Origin of the sequence: Nocardia iowensis, assembly GCF_019222765.1 — a bacterium.
GTDB lineage: Bacteria > Actinomycetota > Actinomycetes > Mycobacteriales > Mycobacteriaceae > Nocardia > Nocardia iowensis.
Window position 1 is genome coordinate 6,861,161 of the sequence record NZ_CP078145.1, and the last position, 17,755, is coordinate 6,878,915.

General features: G+C 66.8%; 14 protein-coding genes and 1 pseudogene. 8 read left to right on the forward strand and 7 right to left on the reverse strand.

The window, feature by feature from the left end:
* Positions 1-78: 78 nt before the first annotated feature.
* From KV110_RS31625 to KV110_RS31645, 5 genes are all read left to right on the forward strand, one after another.
* Complete coding sequence (locus tag KV110_RS31625) at positions 79-834, forward strand: hypothetical protein (protein ID WP_218470838.1); 756 nt, start codon at positions 79-81, stop codon at positions 832-834.
* Between the two features lie 100 nt (positions 835-934).
* The gene (locus KV110_RS31630; RefSeq protein ID WP_218470839.1) at positions 935-2,101 is read left to right on the forward strand and encodes a thiolase family protein; all 1,167 of its coding nucleotides are present in this window, start codon (positions 935-937) and stop codon (positions 2,099-2,101) included.
* Positions 2,102-2,159: 58 nt separating this feature from the next.
* The gene (locus tag KV110_RS31635; RefSeq protein WP_218470840.1) at positions 2,160-3,179 is read left to right on the forward strand and encodes a phosphotransferase family protein; all 1,020 of its coding nucleotides are present in this window, start codon (positions 2,160-2,162) and stop codon (positions 3,177-3,179) included.
* Entirely contained in the window at positions 3,176-3,916 is a 741-nt protein-coding gene (locus tag KV110_RS31640) for an SDR family NAD(P)-dependent oxidoreductase (protein ID WP_218470841.1), read from the forward strand. Before KV110_RS31635 ends, KV110_RS31640 begins: the two co-directional genes overlap by 4 nt.
* A gap of 93 nt (positions 3,917-4,009) precedes the next feature.
* Entirely contained in the window at positions 4,010-4,588 is a 579-nt protein-coding gene (locus KV110_RS31645) for a pyridoxamine 5'-phosphate oxidase family protein (protein ID WP_218470842.1), read from the forward strand.
* Positions 4,589-4,811: 223 nt separating this feature from the next.
* Here KV110_RS31645 and KV110_RS31650 read toward each other — a convergent pair.
* Both KV110_RS31650 and KV110_RS31655 read right to left on the reverse strand, forming a co-directional pair.
* A pseudogene (locus tag KV110_RS31650) lies at positions 4,812-5,138 on the reverse strand (transglycosylase family protein); the annotation flags it as partial.
* A gap of 345 nt (positions 5,139-5,483) precedes the next feature.
* Positions 5,484-5,951: a PaaI family thioesterase gene (locus KV110_RS31655; RefSeq protein WP_218470844.1), complete on the reverse strand. Its 468-nt coding sequence runs from the start codon at positions 5,949-5,951 to the stop codon at positions 5,484-5,486.
* 258 nt (positions 5,952-6,209) lie between these two features.
* On the opposite strand from KV110_RS31655, the gene KV110_RS31660 reads away from it, so the two are divergent.
* Both KV110_RS31660 and KV110_RS31665 read left to right on the forward strand, forming a co-directional pair.
* Entirely contained in the window at positions 6,210-7,157 is a 948-nt protein-coding gene (locus tag KV110_RS31660; protein WP_393537989.1) for an SMP-30/gluconolactonase/LRE family protein, read from the forward strand.
* A 161-nt stretch (positions 7,158-7,318) separates the two neighbouring features.
* On the forward strand, positions 7,319-10,024 hold the full coding sequence (locus KV110_RS31665; RefSeq protein WP_218470845.1) for a discoidin domain-containing protein: 2,706 nt from the start codon (positions 7,319-7,321) through the stop codon (positions 10,022-10,024).
* 66 nt (positions 10,025-10,090) lie between these two features.
* Here the strand turns inward: KV110_RS31665 and KV110_RS31670 are convergent, their stop codons facing one another.
* The gene (locus KV110_RS31670; protein WP_218470846.1) at positions 10,091-11,857 is read right to left on the reverse strand and encodes a gamma-glutamyltransferase family protein; all 1,767 of its coding nucleotides are present in this window, start codon (positions 11,855-11,857) and stop codon (positions 10,091-10,093) included.
* Between the two features lie 154 nt (positions 11,858-12,011).
* On the opposite strand from KV110_RS31670, the gene KV110_RS31675 reads away from it, so the two are divergent.
* Positions 12,012-13,655, forward strand: coding sequence for a BCCT family transporter (locus tag KV110_RS31675; RefSeq protein ID WP_218470847.1), 1,644 nt, complete (start codon positions 12,012-12,014; stop codon positions 13,653-13,655).
* Positions 13,656-13,664: 9 nt separating this feature from the next.
* Here the strand turns inward: KV110_RS31675 and KV110_RS31680 are convergent, their stop codons facing one another.
* From KV110_RS31680 to KV110_RS31695, 4 genes are all read right to left on the reverse strand, one after another.
* Complete coding sequence (locus tag KV110_RS31680; RefSeq protein WP_246634105.1) at positions 13,665-14,507, reverse strand: NYN domain-containing protein; 843 nt, start codon at positions 14,505-14,507, stop codon at positions 13,665-13,667.
* A gap of 17 nt (positions 14,508-14,524) precedes the next feature.
* Positions 14,525-15,340, reverse strand: a complete 816-nt coding sequence (locus KV110_RS31685) for an RNA polymerase sigma factor SigF (RefSeq protein WP_218470848.1) — start codon at positions 15,338-15,340, stop codon at positions 14,525-14,527.
* A complete protein-coding gene (locus KV110_RS31690; protein WP_218470849.1) occupies positions 15,330-15,761 on the reverse strand; it encodes an ATP-binding protein in 432 nt (143 codons plus the stop codon). Before KV110_RS31690 ends, KV110_RS31685 begins: the two co-directional genes overlap by 11 nt.
* Positions 15,762-15,888: 127 nt before the next feature.
* On the reverse strand, positions 15,889-17,496 hold the full coding sequence (locus KV110_RS31695; RefSeq protein WP_246634106.1) for a peptide ABC transporter substrate-binding protein: 1,608 nt from the start codon (positions 17,494-17,496) through the stop codon (positions 15,889-15,891).
* Between the last annotated feature and the right edge of the window lie 259 nt (positions 17,497-17,755).

Sequence of the window (17,755 nt, forward strand, 5' to 3'; positions counted from 1 at the left end):
TTGCTGCGTCACAATCCACTATTGGCCGCCGCACTTCTAGCGGATACCGGCATCGCACTACCCGCCGGAGCGACCGCGATGGTCACCGACAGCAATCTCACCACCTGCGACCCGCCTGAATTCCATGCCGACGCCGTCACGCTCCTGCGCGGCACCGACGGCGGCAAACTGGCTGTCATCACCGAATCTCAGTCGGCCCCACCTAAACGCGGTAAACGCAGAGCGTGGCCCGCTTATGTGGCGGTCGCCCAATCTCAGCACGACTGCGATGCCGTCCTCGTCGTCATCGCAGCTAGTCGAGCCACGGCGCGGGCATGCCGACGCACAGTTCGCACGGGCCACCCCGGCTTCAACCTCGACCCCATCGTCATCGGCCCACACAACACCCCCGATCCCACCAACCCAGCGTTCGCGGGCGTAGCTCCAGAACTCACCGTCCTCGCCGCCCTCACTCATGCCCTGGACCTGACCGACGCCGCCAACCGGCGCATGGTGCTCAACAATCTCGCCACCCTCGATCGTGAGACCCGCACGACCTACACTCGATTTGTCCAGCACGCCGCATCGGACGCGGCCAGAAAAGCCCTGGAGGAGCTCATGGCCAGCCCTGCATACCGAGACGCGTTCATCGACGGATTCATCGCCGAAGGTGAAGCCCGAGGCGAGGCCCGAGGCGAAGCGAAGATACTCGTGCGCGCCCTCGAAGCGCGCGGTTTCACCATCCCGGCTGACCTCCGCGCCCGCATCCAATCCTGCCTGGATACCGACCAACTCGAAGCCTGGTTCGACAAGGCGATGAGCGCTGACTCCATCGAAGCCGTCTTCGGCGATTGAGCTGGGTGGTCGGTGGACGCGGGCATACCGTGCCGACCGTAGGCGAATCCGTGTTAACTTAGACCGGAATCGCAACTAACTTAGCTGATCGGAGAGGGCTATGGGGTCCGCCGTCATCGTGGATGTCGTTCGTACACCGTCGGGCAAGGGGAAGGTGGGGGGTGGGTTGTCGGGGGTGCATCCGGCGACCTTGCTGGCCGGGGTGCTGGCCGAGTTGGTGGCGCGGAACGAGCTGGACCCGGCGCTGGTCGATGATGTGATCGGCGGGTGTGTGACGCAGAGTGGGGAGCAGGCGTTCAATATCAGCCGGACGGCTGCGCTGGCCGCAGGGTTTCCGGAGTCGGTGCCCGCGACGACGGTGGATCGGCAGTGCGGGTCGAGTCAGCAGGCGGCGCATTTCGCGGCGCAGGGCGTGATCTCGGGGGCGTATGACATCGCAATCGCCTGTGGCGTGGAGTCGATGAGCCGGGCGCCGATGTTCTCCAACGCACAGGGCAAGGACGCGAATCGGGAGCCGCTGGCGCATCGGTACCCGGAAGGGCTTGTGCAGCAAGGCATCGCGGCGGAGGTGATCAGTGCGCGATGGAAGTTCGATCGGGCCGCGCTGGACGAGTTCGCCGCTCGCTCACACCGGCTCGCCGCGGAAACGGCCGCGGCAGGCGGATTCGGGAACGAACTGGTTGCCGCGGGCACGCTGACCGCGGACGAGACCATCCGCCCCACCACGACCGCCGAGGGATTGGCGGGTCTGCGGCCCGCATTCGTGGACGAGCAGTTCACCCAGCGGTTCCCGGAGATCGAATGGTCGATCACGCCGGGCAACTCGTCACCACTCACCGATGGCGCCTCGGCCGCATTGATCATGAGCGAGGAAGCGGCGAACAAGCTGGGGCTGCGCCCGCGCGCCCGGTTCCACTCCTTCTCGGTGGTCGGCGACGACCCGCTGCTCATGCTCACCGCCGTCATCCCGGCCACCCGCAAGGTCCTGGAACGGGCCGGACTCAGCATCGATGACATCGACGCCTACGAGGTGAACGAGGCATTCGCGCCGGTTCCGCTGGTCTGGCAGCACGAGGTCGGCGCTGATCTCGCCAAGCTGAACCCGCGCGGCGGCGCGATCGCGCTCGGCCATCCGCTCGGCGCGTCCGGCACCCGCATCCTGGCCACCCTGGTCAACCACCTCGAACAGACCGGCGGCCGCTACGGCCTGCAAACCATGTGCGAGGCAGGCGGATTGGCCAACGCCACCATCATCGAGCGCCTCTGATGACCATGGAGCACGCCGTCGAACGGATCACGACCCTCGATATCGAGAGGACGCCTCGATGACCGCGGCACTCGCCGGACTCGATCTCCCTGCGCTGCAACGGTATTTCGAGGCACAGGTCCCGCAGACGGCGGGACCACTGACCGCCACCCTGCTGAAGGGCGGCAAGTCCAACCTCACCTACCGACTGAGTGACGGCGTGCACGACTGGGTGCTGCGCCGCCCACCACTGGGCCCGCTCACCCCGACCGCGCACGACATGGCCCGCGAATATCGCATCGTCGCCGCGCTACAGGACACGAATGTCCCTGTCGCGCAGGCCATCGCGTTGTGCGAGGAGACCACCGTAATCGGCGTGCCGTTCGCGGTCGTCTCCTTCGTGGACGGCCACGTGCTCCAAGACGGCGACCAGACCGCCGAACTCACCGTCGAGCAGGCCCGTGCCTGCTCGGCAGCGCTCATCGACACCATGGCGGCACTGCACGCGGTGGACTACACCGCCGTTGGCCTCGCCGAATTCGGCCGTCCCGCCGGATATCTGGAACGCCAGGTCAAACGCTGGCGCGGCCAGTGGGACCGAGTCGCCACCCGAGAACTCGATGCCCTGGACCGGCTCACCGACGGATTGCGCACGGCATTGCCGGAACAGGCGGCCGAGACCATCGTGCACGGCGACTACCGGCTCGACAATACGATCGTTGCCCGCAACGACTTCGGCCGGATCGCCGCCGTCGTCGACTGGGAGATGGCCACGCTCGGCGACCCGCTCGCCGATCTCGGTCTGCTGCAGGTCTATTGGGACAACCGGTGCGAGCCGGTACTCGGTGTGCGGCACGCCCCGAGCGCCAACCCCGGTTTCCTGTCGGTCGACGAGATCGCCGAACGGTACGCCGCCACCACCGGTTACGACCTCGACCACTTGCCGTTCTACCGCGCACTCGGCTACTTCAAGCTCGCGGTCATCGCGGAGGGCATCCATCAACGCTTCCTCGCGGGCAAAACCGTGGGTGAAGGGTTCGGCACCATCGGCGCGGCGGTGCCGCTGCTGCTCGACACCGGTTTGGAGACTCTTGGATGACCACCCGCAGTGCCCTCGTCACGGGCGGATCACGCGGCATCGGCGCCGAGATCGCCCGACGGCTGGCCGGTGAGGGCTACCTGCTGACCATCGCCGCACGCAACGAGGAGGTGCTCACCCAGACCGCCACCCGGCTGCGCGAGGAGACCGGCACCGAGGTCCATCCCGTTGTCGCCCAGATGAGCGACCTCGACGATGTCCGCGCGCTGGTGCAGGCCCACGCCGACCGTTTCGGCGGCCTGCATGCCCTGGTGCTCAGCGCGGGCACCGGCACGGCGGGCGCCGTCGCCGACCTGCCCGTGCGGACCTACGAGCGGATGCTCGATGTCAACTTCCGTGCGCCGATCACCCTCATCCAGGCTGCTCTTCCGCTGCTGCGCAAGAGCGCGCAGGACGATCCGCAGCGTGGCGCGAAAATCGTCGCACTCGCCTCCATCACGGGAGTGGCGGGCGAGGCGGGCCTGGCCGCGTACGGCGCGACCAAGGCGGCATTGATCTCACTGTGCGAAACCGTTTCGCTGGAAGAGTCGGCCAACGGCGTCAGCGCGACCGCCATCTCCCCCGGTTACGTCGACACCGACATGACCGCGTGGAAACGCGACGTCCCGGACCGGTCGGCCATGCTGACCACGGGCGATATCGCGGAAATGGTGCTCGCGATCACCCGTCTGTCCCGCAACGCGGTGGTGCCGAACATCGTCATCTCACGAGCCGGAGACCAACTCTGGCGGGCTTAGTGATCTCGGCCTCAGCCGCACATCGAGGCACGACCCCGGCGTTACGCTCGATTTTCGCGTCCTGTCCTGGGACGGCTAGGGAAGGGGCCCTTGATGGCGAAGGTCTTTTCGCATCTCAATGACGCGCTGCGCAAGTTCATCAGCGAGCAACCGATGTTCTTCGTAGCGACCGCACCCTCCGAGGGCGGACGGGTCAATCTGTCCCCCAAGGGTTACCGCGACACCTTCGCCGTCCTCGACGACCACACCTTCGCATACCTCGACCTCTACGGCAGCGGCACGGAAACCATCGCGCACCTGCGCGAGAACGGGCGCATCACCATAATGTTCTGCTCGTTCAACCGCACCTCGAAGATCCTGCGGCTCTTCGGCACCGGCCGGGTGGTTCGTCCCGACTCCGCCGAATTCGACACTCTCCGACCGCATTTCGGCCTGCAGCACCCCGGCATCCGCGGCGCCATCGTGGTCTCCATCGATCGCATCGCCGATTCCTGCGGCTACTCGGTGCCCTACCTCGAACTCGTCGACGAACGCCCGGTGCTGGACGCTCTGCATGGCCGCCGCACCGACGACGACTACGCGCGCCGGATCGTCGGCGACAACGCGGCGAGCGTCGACGGCCTCCCTGCTCTCGAACCGGACCACCCGCTGCCCTCCGCCATACCACGGTAAACTGCGGGCATTTCCACGGCACGCGACCAAAACTTGTTCTAGTTCGAAACCCTAGAACAAGATATCTGAGCGATCGCCAAACTCATCAGATATTCGCACGTCAGATAGTAGATCTAATTCAAATATGTCGGCAATGGGGCGCGGCCGCTGCCGAACAATTCAATCGCCCTGAAATAGCCCGGCGCCTACCGCGTTTCGCACGGTAGACGCCGGTGACAGATCAGAGGTAGGCGCCGCACACGGGCCAGGCGCCGGGGCCCTGGGTGGCGAGCACGTTCTCCGCGACGCGGATCTGCTCGGCCCGACTCGCGTTGCTCGGGCTGCCGACGCCACCGTTGGCGGTCCACGTGCTCTGGGTGAACTGCAGGCCGCCGGAGAAGCCGTTGCCGGTCTCGATCCCCCAGTTGCCGCCGCTCTCGCACTGCGCGACAGCGTCCCAGTCGTGCGCGGACGCGGTGGCGGTGGACAGGCCGAACGGGACGACTACCAGGGCGCCGAGTGCGGCGGTGAAGCCGAGGGCACGGGTGCTGAACTTGCGGTTATGCGACATGTGATTTCCTGCCTGCGCCTACCGACTCGACGCCCGTGGCGTCGCGTCCCTGTCCCCAGGTAGGTCGGGGATCCTCGAACCGCGGGACAGGGTTACCGGCATTCAACGGTTCGAGTCTGAGCCCGTCATTGATCGGGCTCCGGCGACGGTAGCGAAGAAGTCGTCACGAATCACGTACTGATAACGCCGGAACTGTCTGAACCCAAGGTAGAGGGTGATGCCGATTATGCATCTCGAGCAGGCAAGAAGATTCACCGGGATGTCCCGTGATTGTTACGTTATGTGCCCGAGATCACCACGAAATTGTGGTGCCGGTCGCATGCCACACAGCCCGATCCGGGGGCACTACTTGCCGTGCGCTCGCAATTGATAGAGCCCCTCGGTTTCCGCGACCACCACGCAATTGGCGTCGGTGACCACGGCTTTCAACGTGAAATCGGACTTCCCGTTGGCGGCGGCCTCGTCGGCGATCCGGGCGATCTCGTCCGCCGACAGGCTCGCTTCCGCCCGCACATCGGTCTTCGCCGGCTTGCGGAAGAACACGTGCAAATCCTTGACCAGGGGGTAGTACGCGGAGTTGTCGAAGGTCGCGATCGCGATCGCCCCACCGAGGATCTCGGCAACCGTGAACAGCACCCCCGCGTACATCACGCCGAAATGGTTCCCGTTGCCCTCGATCGGCACCGTCGTCGCCGCGAACCCACGCCGCACCTCGACCGCCGACACCCCCATCTTGTGCGCGATCGGGATGGTGAATTCCAGTGCCCCGTTGACGATCTCCGCGAACGGCGGCGTCTCCACCTCGTCACTCATCCCGCACCATCCCTTCACGCCGGAGGCGACCAGCACCTCAGCTCTGCCACCTCGGCCGATCTGTACCGAAGCGTAGACCCTCGGTGCAGCGCAAACGCGGTGCGGCGCTGATCCTCTCGTGCAGTGAAGCCACACCCGCGCTGCGCGAATCCGGCGAATCCCGCTCGCCACCAGTGCATACTGCTGTGGGTCACGGCTCCGTTCCGCGATCCGTGCTCGGTGACGATCGCACTCGTCACCAGACAGCTGAGGTGTGCAATGAGCATCATGAAGAAGACGGCGGCCACGATGGCGACGCTGACGTTCACGGCGCTGTCGGCGGTTGCCGCGCCCGCGGCGAACGCCGCGCCGGTGTGCGCGGGCGCGGGACAGCCCGCTGTGGTGGCAGCCGCGCTACCCGGGGCGCTGGAGGGATTGACCGTCGATGCGCGTGGCCGGGCCTATACGACGGACCTGGCGACCGGGCGGGTGTATCGCATCGACGCACCAGGCGCGGCGCCGGTGCCCATCGCGACCGTGCCGAGCGGCGGCGGGGGCGCGCTCGCCTGGACTCCGGACGGCAAATTGCTGGTCGGCTATGGCGCGGACGCACGGGCTTTCGTCGGCGACGCGCTGCGCCATGCCGGAATCATCCAGCTCGACCCGGAGACCGGAGCGATCGCGCCCGTTGCGACGGGACTCAGCGCCGCCAACGGCATGGACGTGGCGCAGGACGGAACTGTCTACGCCACCAACGACTTCGGCAACATCGTCGGCCGGGTCTCGCCGAACGGCGCGGTCCAAGCAGATTGGGCATCATTCCCCGGCGCGAACGGGGCGGTTCTCGGCAAGGACGACGAATACCTCTACGTGGGAAGGACATTCGTCAACCCAGGGGTGAGCCGAATCCCTACCGCCAACCCGCGCGCATCCCAGTCACTGCTCGATCTCGCCGGAGCCGACGCGCTCGCCGCGCCGGACGGGCTGACACTGGATTCGCTGGACCGGCCCATAGTCCCGCTCAACACGGCAGGCCAGGTCATCCGCGTCGACGCCCCGAACCAATACTGCGTTCTCGGCGGCGGCAACCCGATGACGAGCGTCGTCACCTACGGTCGAGGCACCCAAGGTTTCGCCGCGGGCCGCCTGTTCGGCGCCACCTTCACCGGCGTGGTCTACGAAATCCCCGGCGGATTCGACCCGAACGCCCGCACCGCGACCCCTTAGCGCCGGCCACCGCGGTCGTCCCCGCCACCGGACAAAAGCGTCCAAAAGTGCGCGTTCATGGGATGACTCCTGGTCGACAGGCCCCGGACGTGGTTCCATGGAACCTGGGTCCCAATAACTGAGCACTGAACGATCATCCATGCGTCACATGGAGGTACGGTTTGGGTTCGCGCACCAAGATCCTGGTCGGCGTCGCGGTCGTGCTGGCAATCGCGTTGGTGGCCAGCGGAATTCTGTTCGCCGTCCGGCAGACCTCGCGCGACGAGGCCACGCCGGTCTGCCCCGGTGACGACGCTTCGTCCGCGCCCGGCTGGACGTCGTCGAATACCGAGGTGGATGCCGGATTCGAGCGGCATCCGTTCGTCGGCAACGGCTACCTCGGGCTGCGGTTGCCGCCGCGCGGCGCCGGGTACGCGTCGACCGGCGAGATGACCGGCTGGCCGCTGTACACGCCACGGTACGACGGCGCCTTCGTCGCCGGTCTGTACGGGCACACGCAGGCACTCGCCGAGGATCGGGAGATCGCGGCGGCGATCCCGAACTGGTCCGCCCTCACGGTCGGTGTCGGCGACGACACCTACACCGTGGGCACCCCGGCCGCGCAGATCTCGAACTTCACCCAGACGCTGTACCTGCGCTGTGGCCTGGTGCGCACCACGCTGACCTGGACCAGCCGGGACGGCAAAGCCACCGACCTGGTGTACGACGTGCTGGCGGATCGAGTCGATCAGCATGTCGGCGCGGTCCATCTCACCGTCGTCCCGCGATGGTCCGGCGACCTCACGGTGACCGACCGGCTCGACGGGGCGGGGGCCCGCCGAATCACGCCGACCGACGAAGGTGACCGAGAGAACGGGATACGGGTCGGCTTCCGCACCGAGGGCACCGGTGTCACCGGCGACGTCGCATCGGTGCTGCGTGCCGACACATCGGTGACGCCACAGAACGCTCCGGGCAACGATCTCACGGTCAGCCAACAGGCTCGGCTCGCCGTGCAGGCCGGAAAGTCCTACGAGGTAACGAAATTCGTCGGCGTCGACACCACCCTCACCGCGCCGGACCCGGTGGCCTCAGCCGCCGACGCCGCGCAACGTGCGGCGAACAAGAGCTGGCCGGAACTGCTGTCGGGTACTGCGCAGGCATGGCGGGCGTTGTGGCGCGGCGACATCGAAGCACCCGACGAGCCCGACCTGCAGACGTGGGCTCGCGGCGCGCTCTATTCGCTGTACTCGAGCACGAATTCCCAACAGGACAACAGCATTTCACCGGTCGGACTCAGCAGCGACAACTACGCGGGTGCGGTGTTCTGGGACGCGGACATCTGGATGTTCCCCGGCCTGCTCCAGCTGGCGCCGGAGCTGGCGAAATCCGTGGTGGAGTACCGGTACAAGACCCTGCCCGCCGCGCAGGCGAACGCACAACAGCTGGGTTATCGCGGTGCCTTCTACCCCTGGACCAGTGCGAGCCGAGGCGCCCTCGCGGAATGCCACAGCTGGGATCCGCCGCACTGCCTGACCCAGATCCATCTGCAAGGCGACATCTCCCTGGCAGCCTGGCAGTACTACCTTGCCACCGGCGACACCGGTTACCTGCGCGGCCGTAGCTGGCCGATCATGCGGAACGTGGCCGAATTCTGGGTCTCCCGCGTCACGCCGAACCCCGACGGCAGCTATTCGATCGACAATGTCGCGGGCCCCGATGAATACAGCAACGGCGTCAAGGACGGGGTCTACACCAACGCGGTAGCCGCACTGGCACTGCGCAACGCGGCCCGTGCCGCCGAAATCCTCGGCGAGCCCGCCCCGCCCGAGTGGACCGCGATCGCCGATCACTTGCGGATGCCCTTCGACGCCGAGCGACAGATCTTCGCCCAGTACGACGGCTATCCCGGCACACCCATCAAACAAGCGGATACGGTGCTGCTCATCTACCCGCTGGAATGGCCTATGCCGCAGGAGGTTTCGGCCAAGGTTCTCGAATACTATGCCGAACGCACCGATCCCGACGGCCCCGCGATGACCGATTCGGTGCACGCCATCGACGCCGCGGCGATCGGCATGCCGGGCTGTGCGGCGGATACTTACCTCGAACGAGCGGTCCGGCCGTTCCAGCGGGCGCCGTTCGGCCAGTTCGCGGAGGCGCGGGGCAGCAAGGCGGGCGCACTCGATCCGCATGCGGGCGAGCCCGCCTTCACCTTCGTCACCGCCGCGGGCGGATTCCTGCAAACCTTCACCAATGGCCTGCTCGGGCTGCGGTTACGGGCCGACGAGGTGGGCATTGATCCGATGCTGCCGCCGGAGCTGAGCGCCGGGTTGGACATCCGCGGCATGCGGTGGCAGGGCCGCACGTTCGATGCCGAGTTGGGGCTGGACGAGACGAAGATCGTGCTGACAGACGGTGCGGAGATGCGGGTCCGGACGCCGGCGGGCACCGAGCTGGTCAGCCGCGACCACCCGTTGACCGTCAAGACCCGCCGTCCCGACCTGGCGCCCACCGACAACATCGCCCGCTGCCGGTCGGTGTCCGCGAGTTCGGAGGAACCGGGCAGGTACGCCGACGCGGCGGTCGACGGCAGCGTCGCCACCGGCTGGGCCCCCGATGCCGCCCAGGGCAGTCTCACCGTCGATTTGGGCACCGAGGCGACTATCGGCCGAATCCTTCCGCGCTGGTCGGACCCCGCGCCGACCACCTCCACCGTCGCGTGGTCCACCGACAATCGCACCTGGACAACGGTCACCCTCGACCCGGCAACCGGCACACTGGCCAGCCCGATCTTCGCCCGCTACATCCGGCTGGACCTCACGGCCGCGGACGCGGCGGCCCGGCCGGGCCTGCGCGAAGTCGAGATCTCCGCACCGCCGAAATAGCCGCGCCGCCGAAATAGCCGCCGCCGAAATAGCCGCGCAATCACCCGGTGCCCTGGTGTCGCGACGTCAGCGGCCGACGGCGTAGCCCTGCATGCCGCGCGGGTTCGCCGCGGCGGACAGCACACCCGAGTCCGGGTTTCGGGCGACGGCGCAGAGGCGCCCTTCCGACCACGGGTCGCCGACGGTGACGTGATGGCCGCGGCGGCGTAGGTCGTCGATGATCGACTCGTCCATCCGGGATTCCACGATGACGGCGCCGGGGTCCATATCGCGTGGATAGAAGGAGCTCGGGAACGAGGTGGTGTGCCAGTTCGGTGCGTCGATCGCGGCTTGCAGGTCGAGGCCGCCGTAGGCGACCGACAGGAAGAAGTGCAGCTGCCACTGGTCCTGCTGGTCGCCGCCCGGGGTGCCGAAGGCCAGCACGGGCACGCCGTCACGCATCGCCAGTGCGGGGGTCAAGGTGGTGCGTGGACGGTGGCCCGGTACAAGGGAATTCGGCAGACCATCGTCCAGCCAGGCCATCTGCAGACGGGTGCCGAGTGGGAACCCCAGCTCGGGGATCACCGGATTGGATTGCAGCCAACCACCGCTCGGTGTCGCCGAGATCATGTTGCCCCACTGGTCGACGATGTCGAAATGGCAAGTGTCGCCGCGCGTTTCCCCGGAACTGGCGAGGGCGGGTTCACCGGCACCCGCCGCGCCGGGTACCGCGGCCGAGACGGCGATGCGCGAGCTGAGCAGTGGCGTGCGCCCATCCGGACTGCCTGGCCGCAGCTCGTAGGACGCCCTGGCGTCGACCAGTGCCCGGCGCTGCGTGTTGTACGCCGCCGAAAGCAGCTCGGGCACCGGCACATCGGGCACGTCGCCGTACCAGGCCTCGCGGTCGGCCATCGCGAGCTTGCAGCCCTCGATGAGCAGATGGACGTACTCGGCGCCACCGTAGCCGGGCAGGTCCTCGGGCAGCAGCGCGAGCTGTTGCAGAAAGACCGGCCCCTGACTCCACGGCCCCATCTTGCACAGCGTCCAGCCACGCCACTCGTAGGTCACCGGCGACTCGTAGGTGGCCGACCAAGCGGCGAGGTCCGCCGCCGTCAGCGTGCCGACGTGCCGCTCGCCGCTGGTGTCGAGGGTGGGTCGCGCCGACTGCGCCAGCATCGCCTCGGCGATGAATCCGCTGCGCCAAATTCGCCGGGCCGCTTCGATTTCGGCGACCCGGTCGCCACCGCCCGCAGCGACGGCCTCGTCGATCAACCGGCGCCACGTCCGGCCGAGTGCCGGGTTGCGAAACAGCTCGCCGGGTGTCGGCGGCGTGCCGTCGCGCAGGTAGACCTCCGCCGAAGAGGTCCATTCGGTGCTGAAGAGTTCACGGACCTCCTCGACCTGCCGACCGAGTCGCGGCACGGGTGGATGTCCGTCCTCCGCGTACCCGATGGCGTAGCCGAGCAAGTCGGCGAGCGAGCGGGTGCCGTAGTCGCGCAACAACACCATCCAGGCATCGAACGCGCCGGGTACCGCAGCCGCCAACGGCCCGGTGCCGGGGATGAAGTCCAGGCCGAGCCCGCGATAGTGCGCGGCACTCGCGCCCGCGGGGGCCGGTCCCTGCCCGCACAACACCCGCACCTCCCCGCCCGCGGGAGCGAGGATCATCGGCGCCTCGCCGCCAGGCCCGTTCAGATGCGGCTCCACCACGTGCAACACGACCCCCGCGGCGACCGCGGCGTCATACGCGTTGCCGCCACCCTCGAGCACGGCCATCGCGGACTGGGACGCCAGCCAATGGGTGGACGACACCATTCCGAAAGTGCCCCGCAAGGTCGGCCTGGTGGTGAACATATCGACGCCTCCGGTCCCGCTGCCGCTCCGCGCTCGGACTCGCGGATACCCCTGGAAACGTACAGACCGGTGATCAAGTCCACCGCACCGATCCGCGCATCGGGGCGGCGCGTCCCCTCGGCTAATCGACGGTTACCCGCAATAGTTGACGGCGATGGTTACCGACACAGACAAGACATCGACCGGACCCGATTACCGTCTCATCGGCATCGGCATCACCGCGGTGGTCGCCGGCGTCGGCTGGGCCGCCGTGGGGAAGGACAGTTTCGGCTCGGCGTCGAAGACCGCATTGGACTGGGTACTCGGCAACTTCGACTGGCTGTTCGTGGTCTCCGCCGACGTTTTCCTGGTGCTGTGCGTGGTGATCGCGGTCAGCCGTTTCGGGCGGATCAGGCTCGGAAACGACGACGCCGGACCGGAATTCAGCAACCTCGCCTGGATCGCGATGATGTTCAGCGCGGGGATGGGCATCGGTTTGATGTTCTACGGCGTCGGTGAACCGCTGCAGCATTTCGTCACGCCGCCGCCGTCCACCGGGATCGAGTCGCAGACCACCGGCGCCGCCAGTGCCGCACTGCAGTATTCGCTGTTCCACTGGACCCTGACGCCGTGGGCGATCTACGGCATCGTCGGACTCGCCTTGGCGTACGCGGGTTTTCGGAAGGGACGCGGCAACCGGCTGTCGGCCGCCTTCGTGCCGCTGCTCGGCGAGCGCCGCGCCGCGGGCTGGGCGGGCCAAGCCATCGATCTGCTCGCGGTGTTCGCCACCGTCTTCGGCACCGCGACCAGTCTCGGCCTCGGCGCGCTCCAGGTCGCCAAGGGTTTGCACCTCACCGCCGGTGCGCCGGACACGGTGACCGTGCAGCTGATCATTATCGGGGCGCTCAGCGCCGCCTTCGTGCTGTCGGCCTTCTCGGGACTGCACAAGGGCGTCAAGTGGCTGTCCACCATCAACATCCTGTTGGCCGGATTGCTCATGCTGTTCGTCTTCGTGCTCGGGCCGACCGTTTACATTCTCGACAGCGTCCCGGCCAGCATCGGCAACTATCTGACCAACCTGCTGCCGATGGCCACCCGGACGGGCGCCTACGCCGACTCGGCGTGGCTGGGCTCGTGGACGATCTTCTACTGGGCGTGGTGGTTGTCCTGGGCGCCGTTCGTCGGCACCTTCATCGCGCGCATTTCGCGCGGCCGCACCATCCGTGAATTCTTGATCGGCGTGCTGCTGGTGCCCAGCGGCGTGACCGTCGTCTGGTTCTGCATCATGGGCGGCAGCGCCATCCGGTTGAGCACGACGGGCGTCGCGGACCTCACCGCGAACGCGGCCGACGCCGAAGCCTCGTTGTTCGACATGCTGGACGCGCTGCCCGCGGGCACGATCACCTCGTGGGTGTCGATGATCCTGGTGATGACCTACTTCGTCACCAGCGCCGACTCCGCGTCCCTGGTGATGGGCTCGCTGACCAGCCGCGGCGCTTTGCATCCGCCGTCCTGGCTGGTCGTCACCTGGGGCATCCTGATGGCGTCGGTGGCCGCGGTGCTGCTCGTCGCGGGTGGCCTCAACTCGCTGCAGACCGCCACCATTCTCGTTTCCCTGCCCTTCGTCCTGGTGATGCTGGCCCTGTGCTGGTCCCTGCTGAAGGAACTGCGTGAGGATCCCGGCGCGGGCGCCGTCAGCCGCCACCCCCTCTACGGTCTCCGGGACGCGGTGCGCGCGATGGTCGGCGAGGCGATCAGCGAACGCGAATCGCCGCGCCGCCGCACTCCCGACAAGCGGCCGGTGCCACTCGAACCGTGATCGCCTGCCTCACTTCTGGGGTGGGCGATTGCGGATGTCGCGGACATAGGTGACGGCCTGTTTGCCTTCACCGGGGCTGCGCGTATCCAGGTCGAAAAGTGTGGTGGCGGCGAACAGTTCACCGAGTTTGCTGTAGCCGTAGGTGCGCGGATCGAAGTCGGGACGCTGCTTGTTGATGATCGACCCCACGCTGGACAGGGTGGCCCAGCCCGAGTCGTCGGAGGCGGCGTCGACGGCGTTGCGCAGCAGGTTCATCAGTTTGGCGTCGCCCTTGAGCTGGTTCGCCGCCGTCCGCCGGGTCGGTGTTGGCGATTCTTCCGCTGTGCCGGTGAGGTTTTCGGTATAGATGAACTTGTCGCAGGCGGCGACGAAGGGCTTCGGCGTCTTGTGCTGGCCGAATCCGTAGACGGTGCGGCCGGATTCGCGGATGCGGCTGGCCAGGCGGGTGAAATCGCTGTCGCTGGATACGATCACGAAACCGTCGAGGTTGCCGGTGTACAGCAGATCCATCGCGTCGATGATCATCGCCGAGTCGGTGGCGTTCTTGCCGGTGGTGTAGCCGAACTGCTGGATCGGCTGGATCGACTGCGCGAGCAGCTGGTCCTTCCAACCCTTCAGATTGGTGCTCGTCCAGTCGCCGTAGGCACGCTTCACATGCGCCGTCCCGTACTTGGCCACCTCCGCCAACAACCCGTCAGCAATGCCTGGCTGAGCGTTGTCGGCGTCGATCAGCACCGCGAGCCGGGTAGCGTTGTCGCTGCTCAAGGCGTACTCCATTCGTCGGTCGGCTACCCGCCCACGGTAGTCCGCGACGCCGGTGCCGACCGACAGACACCACCGATCAGCGCTCACCGCTGCATCCGGTGTCGTCAGTCGCGTAGGGCTTGTTCCCGCAAGGTACTCAGTGTCTTGGACAGAATGCGGGACACCTGCATCTGCGAGACGCCGAGCTGGGCGGCGATCTGATCCTGGGTCTTGGATTCGAAGAACCGCATCACCAGCACCTGACGTTCCCGTTCCGGGAGGGCCGCGATGAGCGGTTTCACCGCGAGATAGTCCTCGACGGTCTGGTATTCCGGCTCTTCGGCACCGAGGCTGTCCAGTGGGGAGCGCGGAGCATTTTCGTCGTCGCTGTCGAGACCGACGTCGATGGAGGAGGTTTGATAGGCGTTACGGGCGATCAATGCCTGGGTGACCTCGACGAGGTCGGCGCCTAGCTCGTCGGCGATCTCCCTGGCCTTCGGCATCCGGCCGAGCCGCTGCGCCAGCGTCTCGATCGCCGGTGCGATAGTCTGCTGAATCTCCTTGAGCCGCCGCGGAACTCGCACCGACCAGGTGTAATCCCGGAAGTGCCTGCGCACCTCGCCCATAATGGTCGGCACCGCGAAGGCCAGGAACGGCGAACCGTGCGAGGCGTCGAAGCGGTCGACGGCGGCCACCATGCCGACGCGCGCGATCTGCAACAGGTCGTCGAAGTTCTCGCCACGACCGGTGAACTTGCGGGCAATGTGCTCGGCCAGCGGCAGGCAGCGGCTGATCAGCTCTTCCCGCACGGCCGCGCGCCGCGGATCGTCGGCGTCGAGTTCACTCAGCTCGCGGAACAGCGGCTCGATATTGTCGTAGCTGTCGCCGCCACGTCGGCGCGGCTCATCGACCGCACCGGACGTTGTCGGGTCATTGTTCATCGAGGTCGCCCCGGGCCCAGACGAAGTCGACGACAGTCGGATAGCCGGAGACGGCGTCATCGAACGGCGCCCGGGTCGCCGTGACCGAATTGGTCAAGGTTTGCACGATGTGCCAGCCGAAACTGCCGGTCCCGACCTCGGTCTCGGACGTGCCCACCGCGCGGATGTTGGCGCTCAGCACGCCTTCGCTGTAGGTGAACGCGCAATCGATGGTCGAACCGGGTGCCGCGTCCTGCATCAGCACGGTCGCGATCTCGTCGAGCGCGAGCCGGATATCGGTCACCTCGTCCAGCCCGAAATCGGCGATGAGCAGTACGGTCTCGGCGAGCGCACGCAGCATCGTCAACTGTTCCGGAGACGCGGGCACCGTGACGGCAACCGTTGTTGTCCCCGTCACGGATTCGGATACCCGTTCACTCATTCCGCCACCACCCTCGTACGACGCGTGCCCGACCGACGGGTCAGCCTACCCGGACGCGGGCGCACCCGGCAGTGGGCACACCCACTCGCGCCGCGCCGCCGTTTCCGACGGCGCGGCGCACGGGTGGCTACTTCTCGATGTTCTCGAAATCGAACTGGCCGTTCCAGGTGAGTTCGGCCTTCTTCACCTTCTCCCCGCGGCCCGCGGTGGCGATGTAGTCGAGCACCGGGATGTCGGCCATATCCCGGAACAGCAGGGTCTGGGCCCGCGCGACGATCTTGTAGGACTCCTCCAGGGACGGCGCCGCCAGTGCGTCGTCGATCAGCTTGTCGAACTCCGGGTTGCTGTAATCGATGTTGTTGGTCCCGGCGCCGGTGTAGTACTGCGCGGTCAGGAATTGCAGCATCGTCGGGTAGTCACCCTGCCAGCCGTAGCGGAACGCCTTGCCGATCGTCCGCGCGGTGATCGCGCTCCTGATGTCCTTGAACGTCGGGTACGGCGCGCCGACGGCCTCGATGCCGAGGGTGTTCTTGATGCTGTTCGCCACGGCCTCGATCCAGGCCTGGTGGCCGCCGTCGGAGTTGTAGGCGATCTCGTAGCGACCGGACCACGGCGAGATCGCGTCGGCCTGCGCCCACAGCTTCTTGGCCTCCTCCGGGTTGTACTTCAACACCTCCGAACCCGGCAGATTCTCGTTGACGCCGGGCAGCGTGATCGCGGTGAAGTCGCGGGACGGAACCCGGGTGCCGCGGAAGATGTTCTCGCAGATCTGTTCCCGGTTGATCGCCATCGAGAGGGCCTTGCGGCGCAGCACCCCCTCCTCCCCGGCCAGATGCGGGATGTTGGACTGACTGCTGACGTGCTGATTCTGTGCGGTCGGCTTGGTGATCGCCCGATCGCCGAGGTCCTGCTTGTAGGACGCGAGTGCGCTGTCCGGAATCGTGTCGAGGGTATCGAGGTTGCCCGCCAATAGATCGGCGTAAGCCGTATCGAAGGACTGGTACATCACGAACCGCAGGCCCTTGTTCTTGGCCGGGCGCGCCCCCTTGTAGTCCGGGTTCGGCACCAGATCGACCTTGACGTTGTGCTCCCACGCGCCCGTGCGCGCGAACTTGTAGGGGCCGTTGCCGATCGGGTTCTCACCGAAGGCCTTCATGTCCTTGAACGCCGCCTCGGGCATTGGGTAGAACGGCGTGAAGGCCAGCGCGAGCTCGAAGTCGATCGACGGGCTCTTCAAGGCGACTGTGAAGGTGCGGTCGTCGACCACCTTCAAGCCCGACATCGTCTGTGCGGTCGGCTTTTCCGCCGCCACCTCGTCATAGCCGACGATGAGGGCGAACACGTAGCCCTGGAGCTGTGCGTTGGTACTGAGTGCCCCGTAGTTCCACGCGTCGACGAACGACTTCGCCGTCACCGGCGTTCCATCGGTGAACTTCCAGTCCGGCTTGATGGTGATCCGGTAGTTCTTCCGGTCCGTTGTCTCGATCGACTGCGCCATGTCGTCATGGGCCACACCGTTGGCGTCGTAATACTTCAGTCCGGCGAAGATCCGGTCGACGATCCGGCTGCCGTTGTTGTCGTTCATGCTGGTGGGCACCAGCGGGTTCTGCGGCTCGGTGATATTGGTCGTGACGATGTCCGCGTCGGCGCTGTCGTCCGACGAGCACGCGGACAGCCCGAGGCTCGTGGCCAGCAACACCGCCGCCGCCAACGCACCAGCTCTTGTGAATCTCACTGCGTTCTCCCGATGTCGAGCAAGGGCGGAACAGCACCATGCGTGGGGTCACCAGCGCAGTGTCGACACGATCCGCCTTGAATGTCCTCGGACAGTAGCGATTCCGGCGGGCGCTGTCAGGAGATCGACGGCTCCGGAGCCGGAGAGCGTTTCTTACGCATAGCAAATTTGCCGGATTTCGTTGCGCGGAATTCGCGGAATCGATCACTCGGTGCAGGCCACGGAGCGAGAATGGAGGTGGCCTGATCCGGCTTCACGG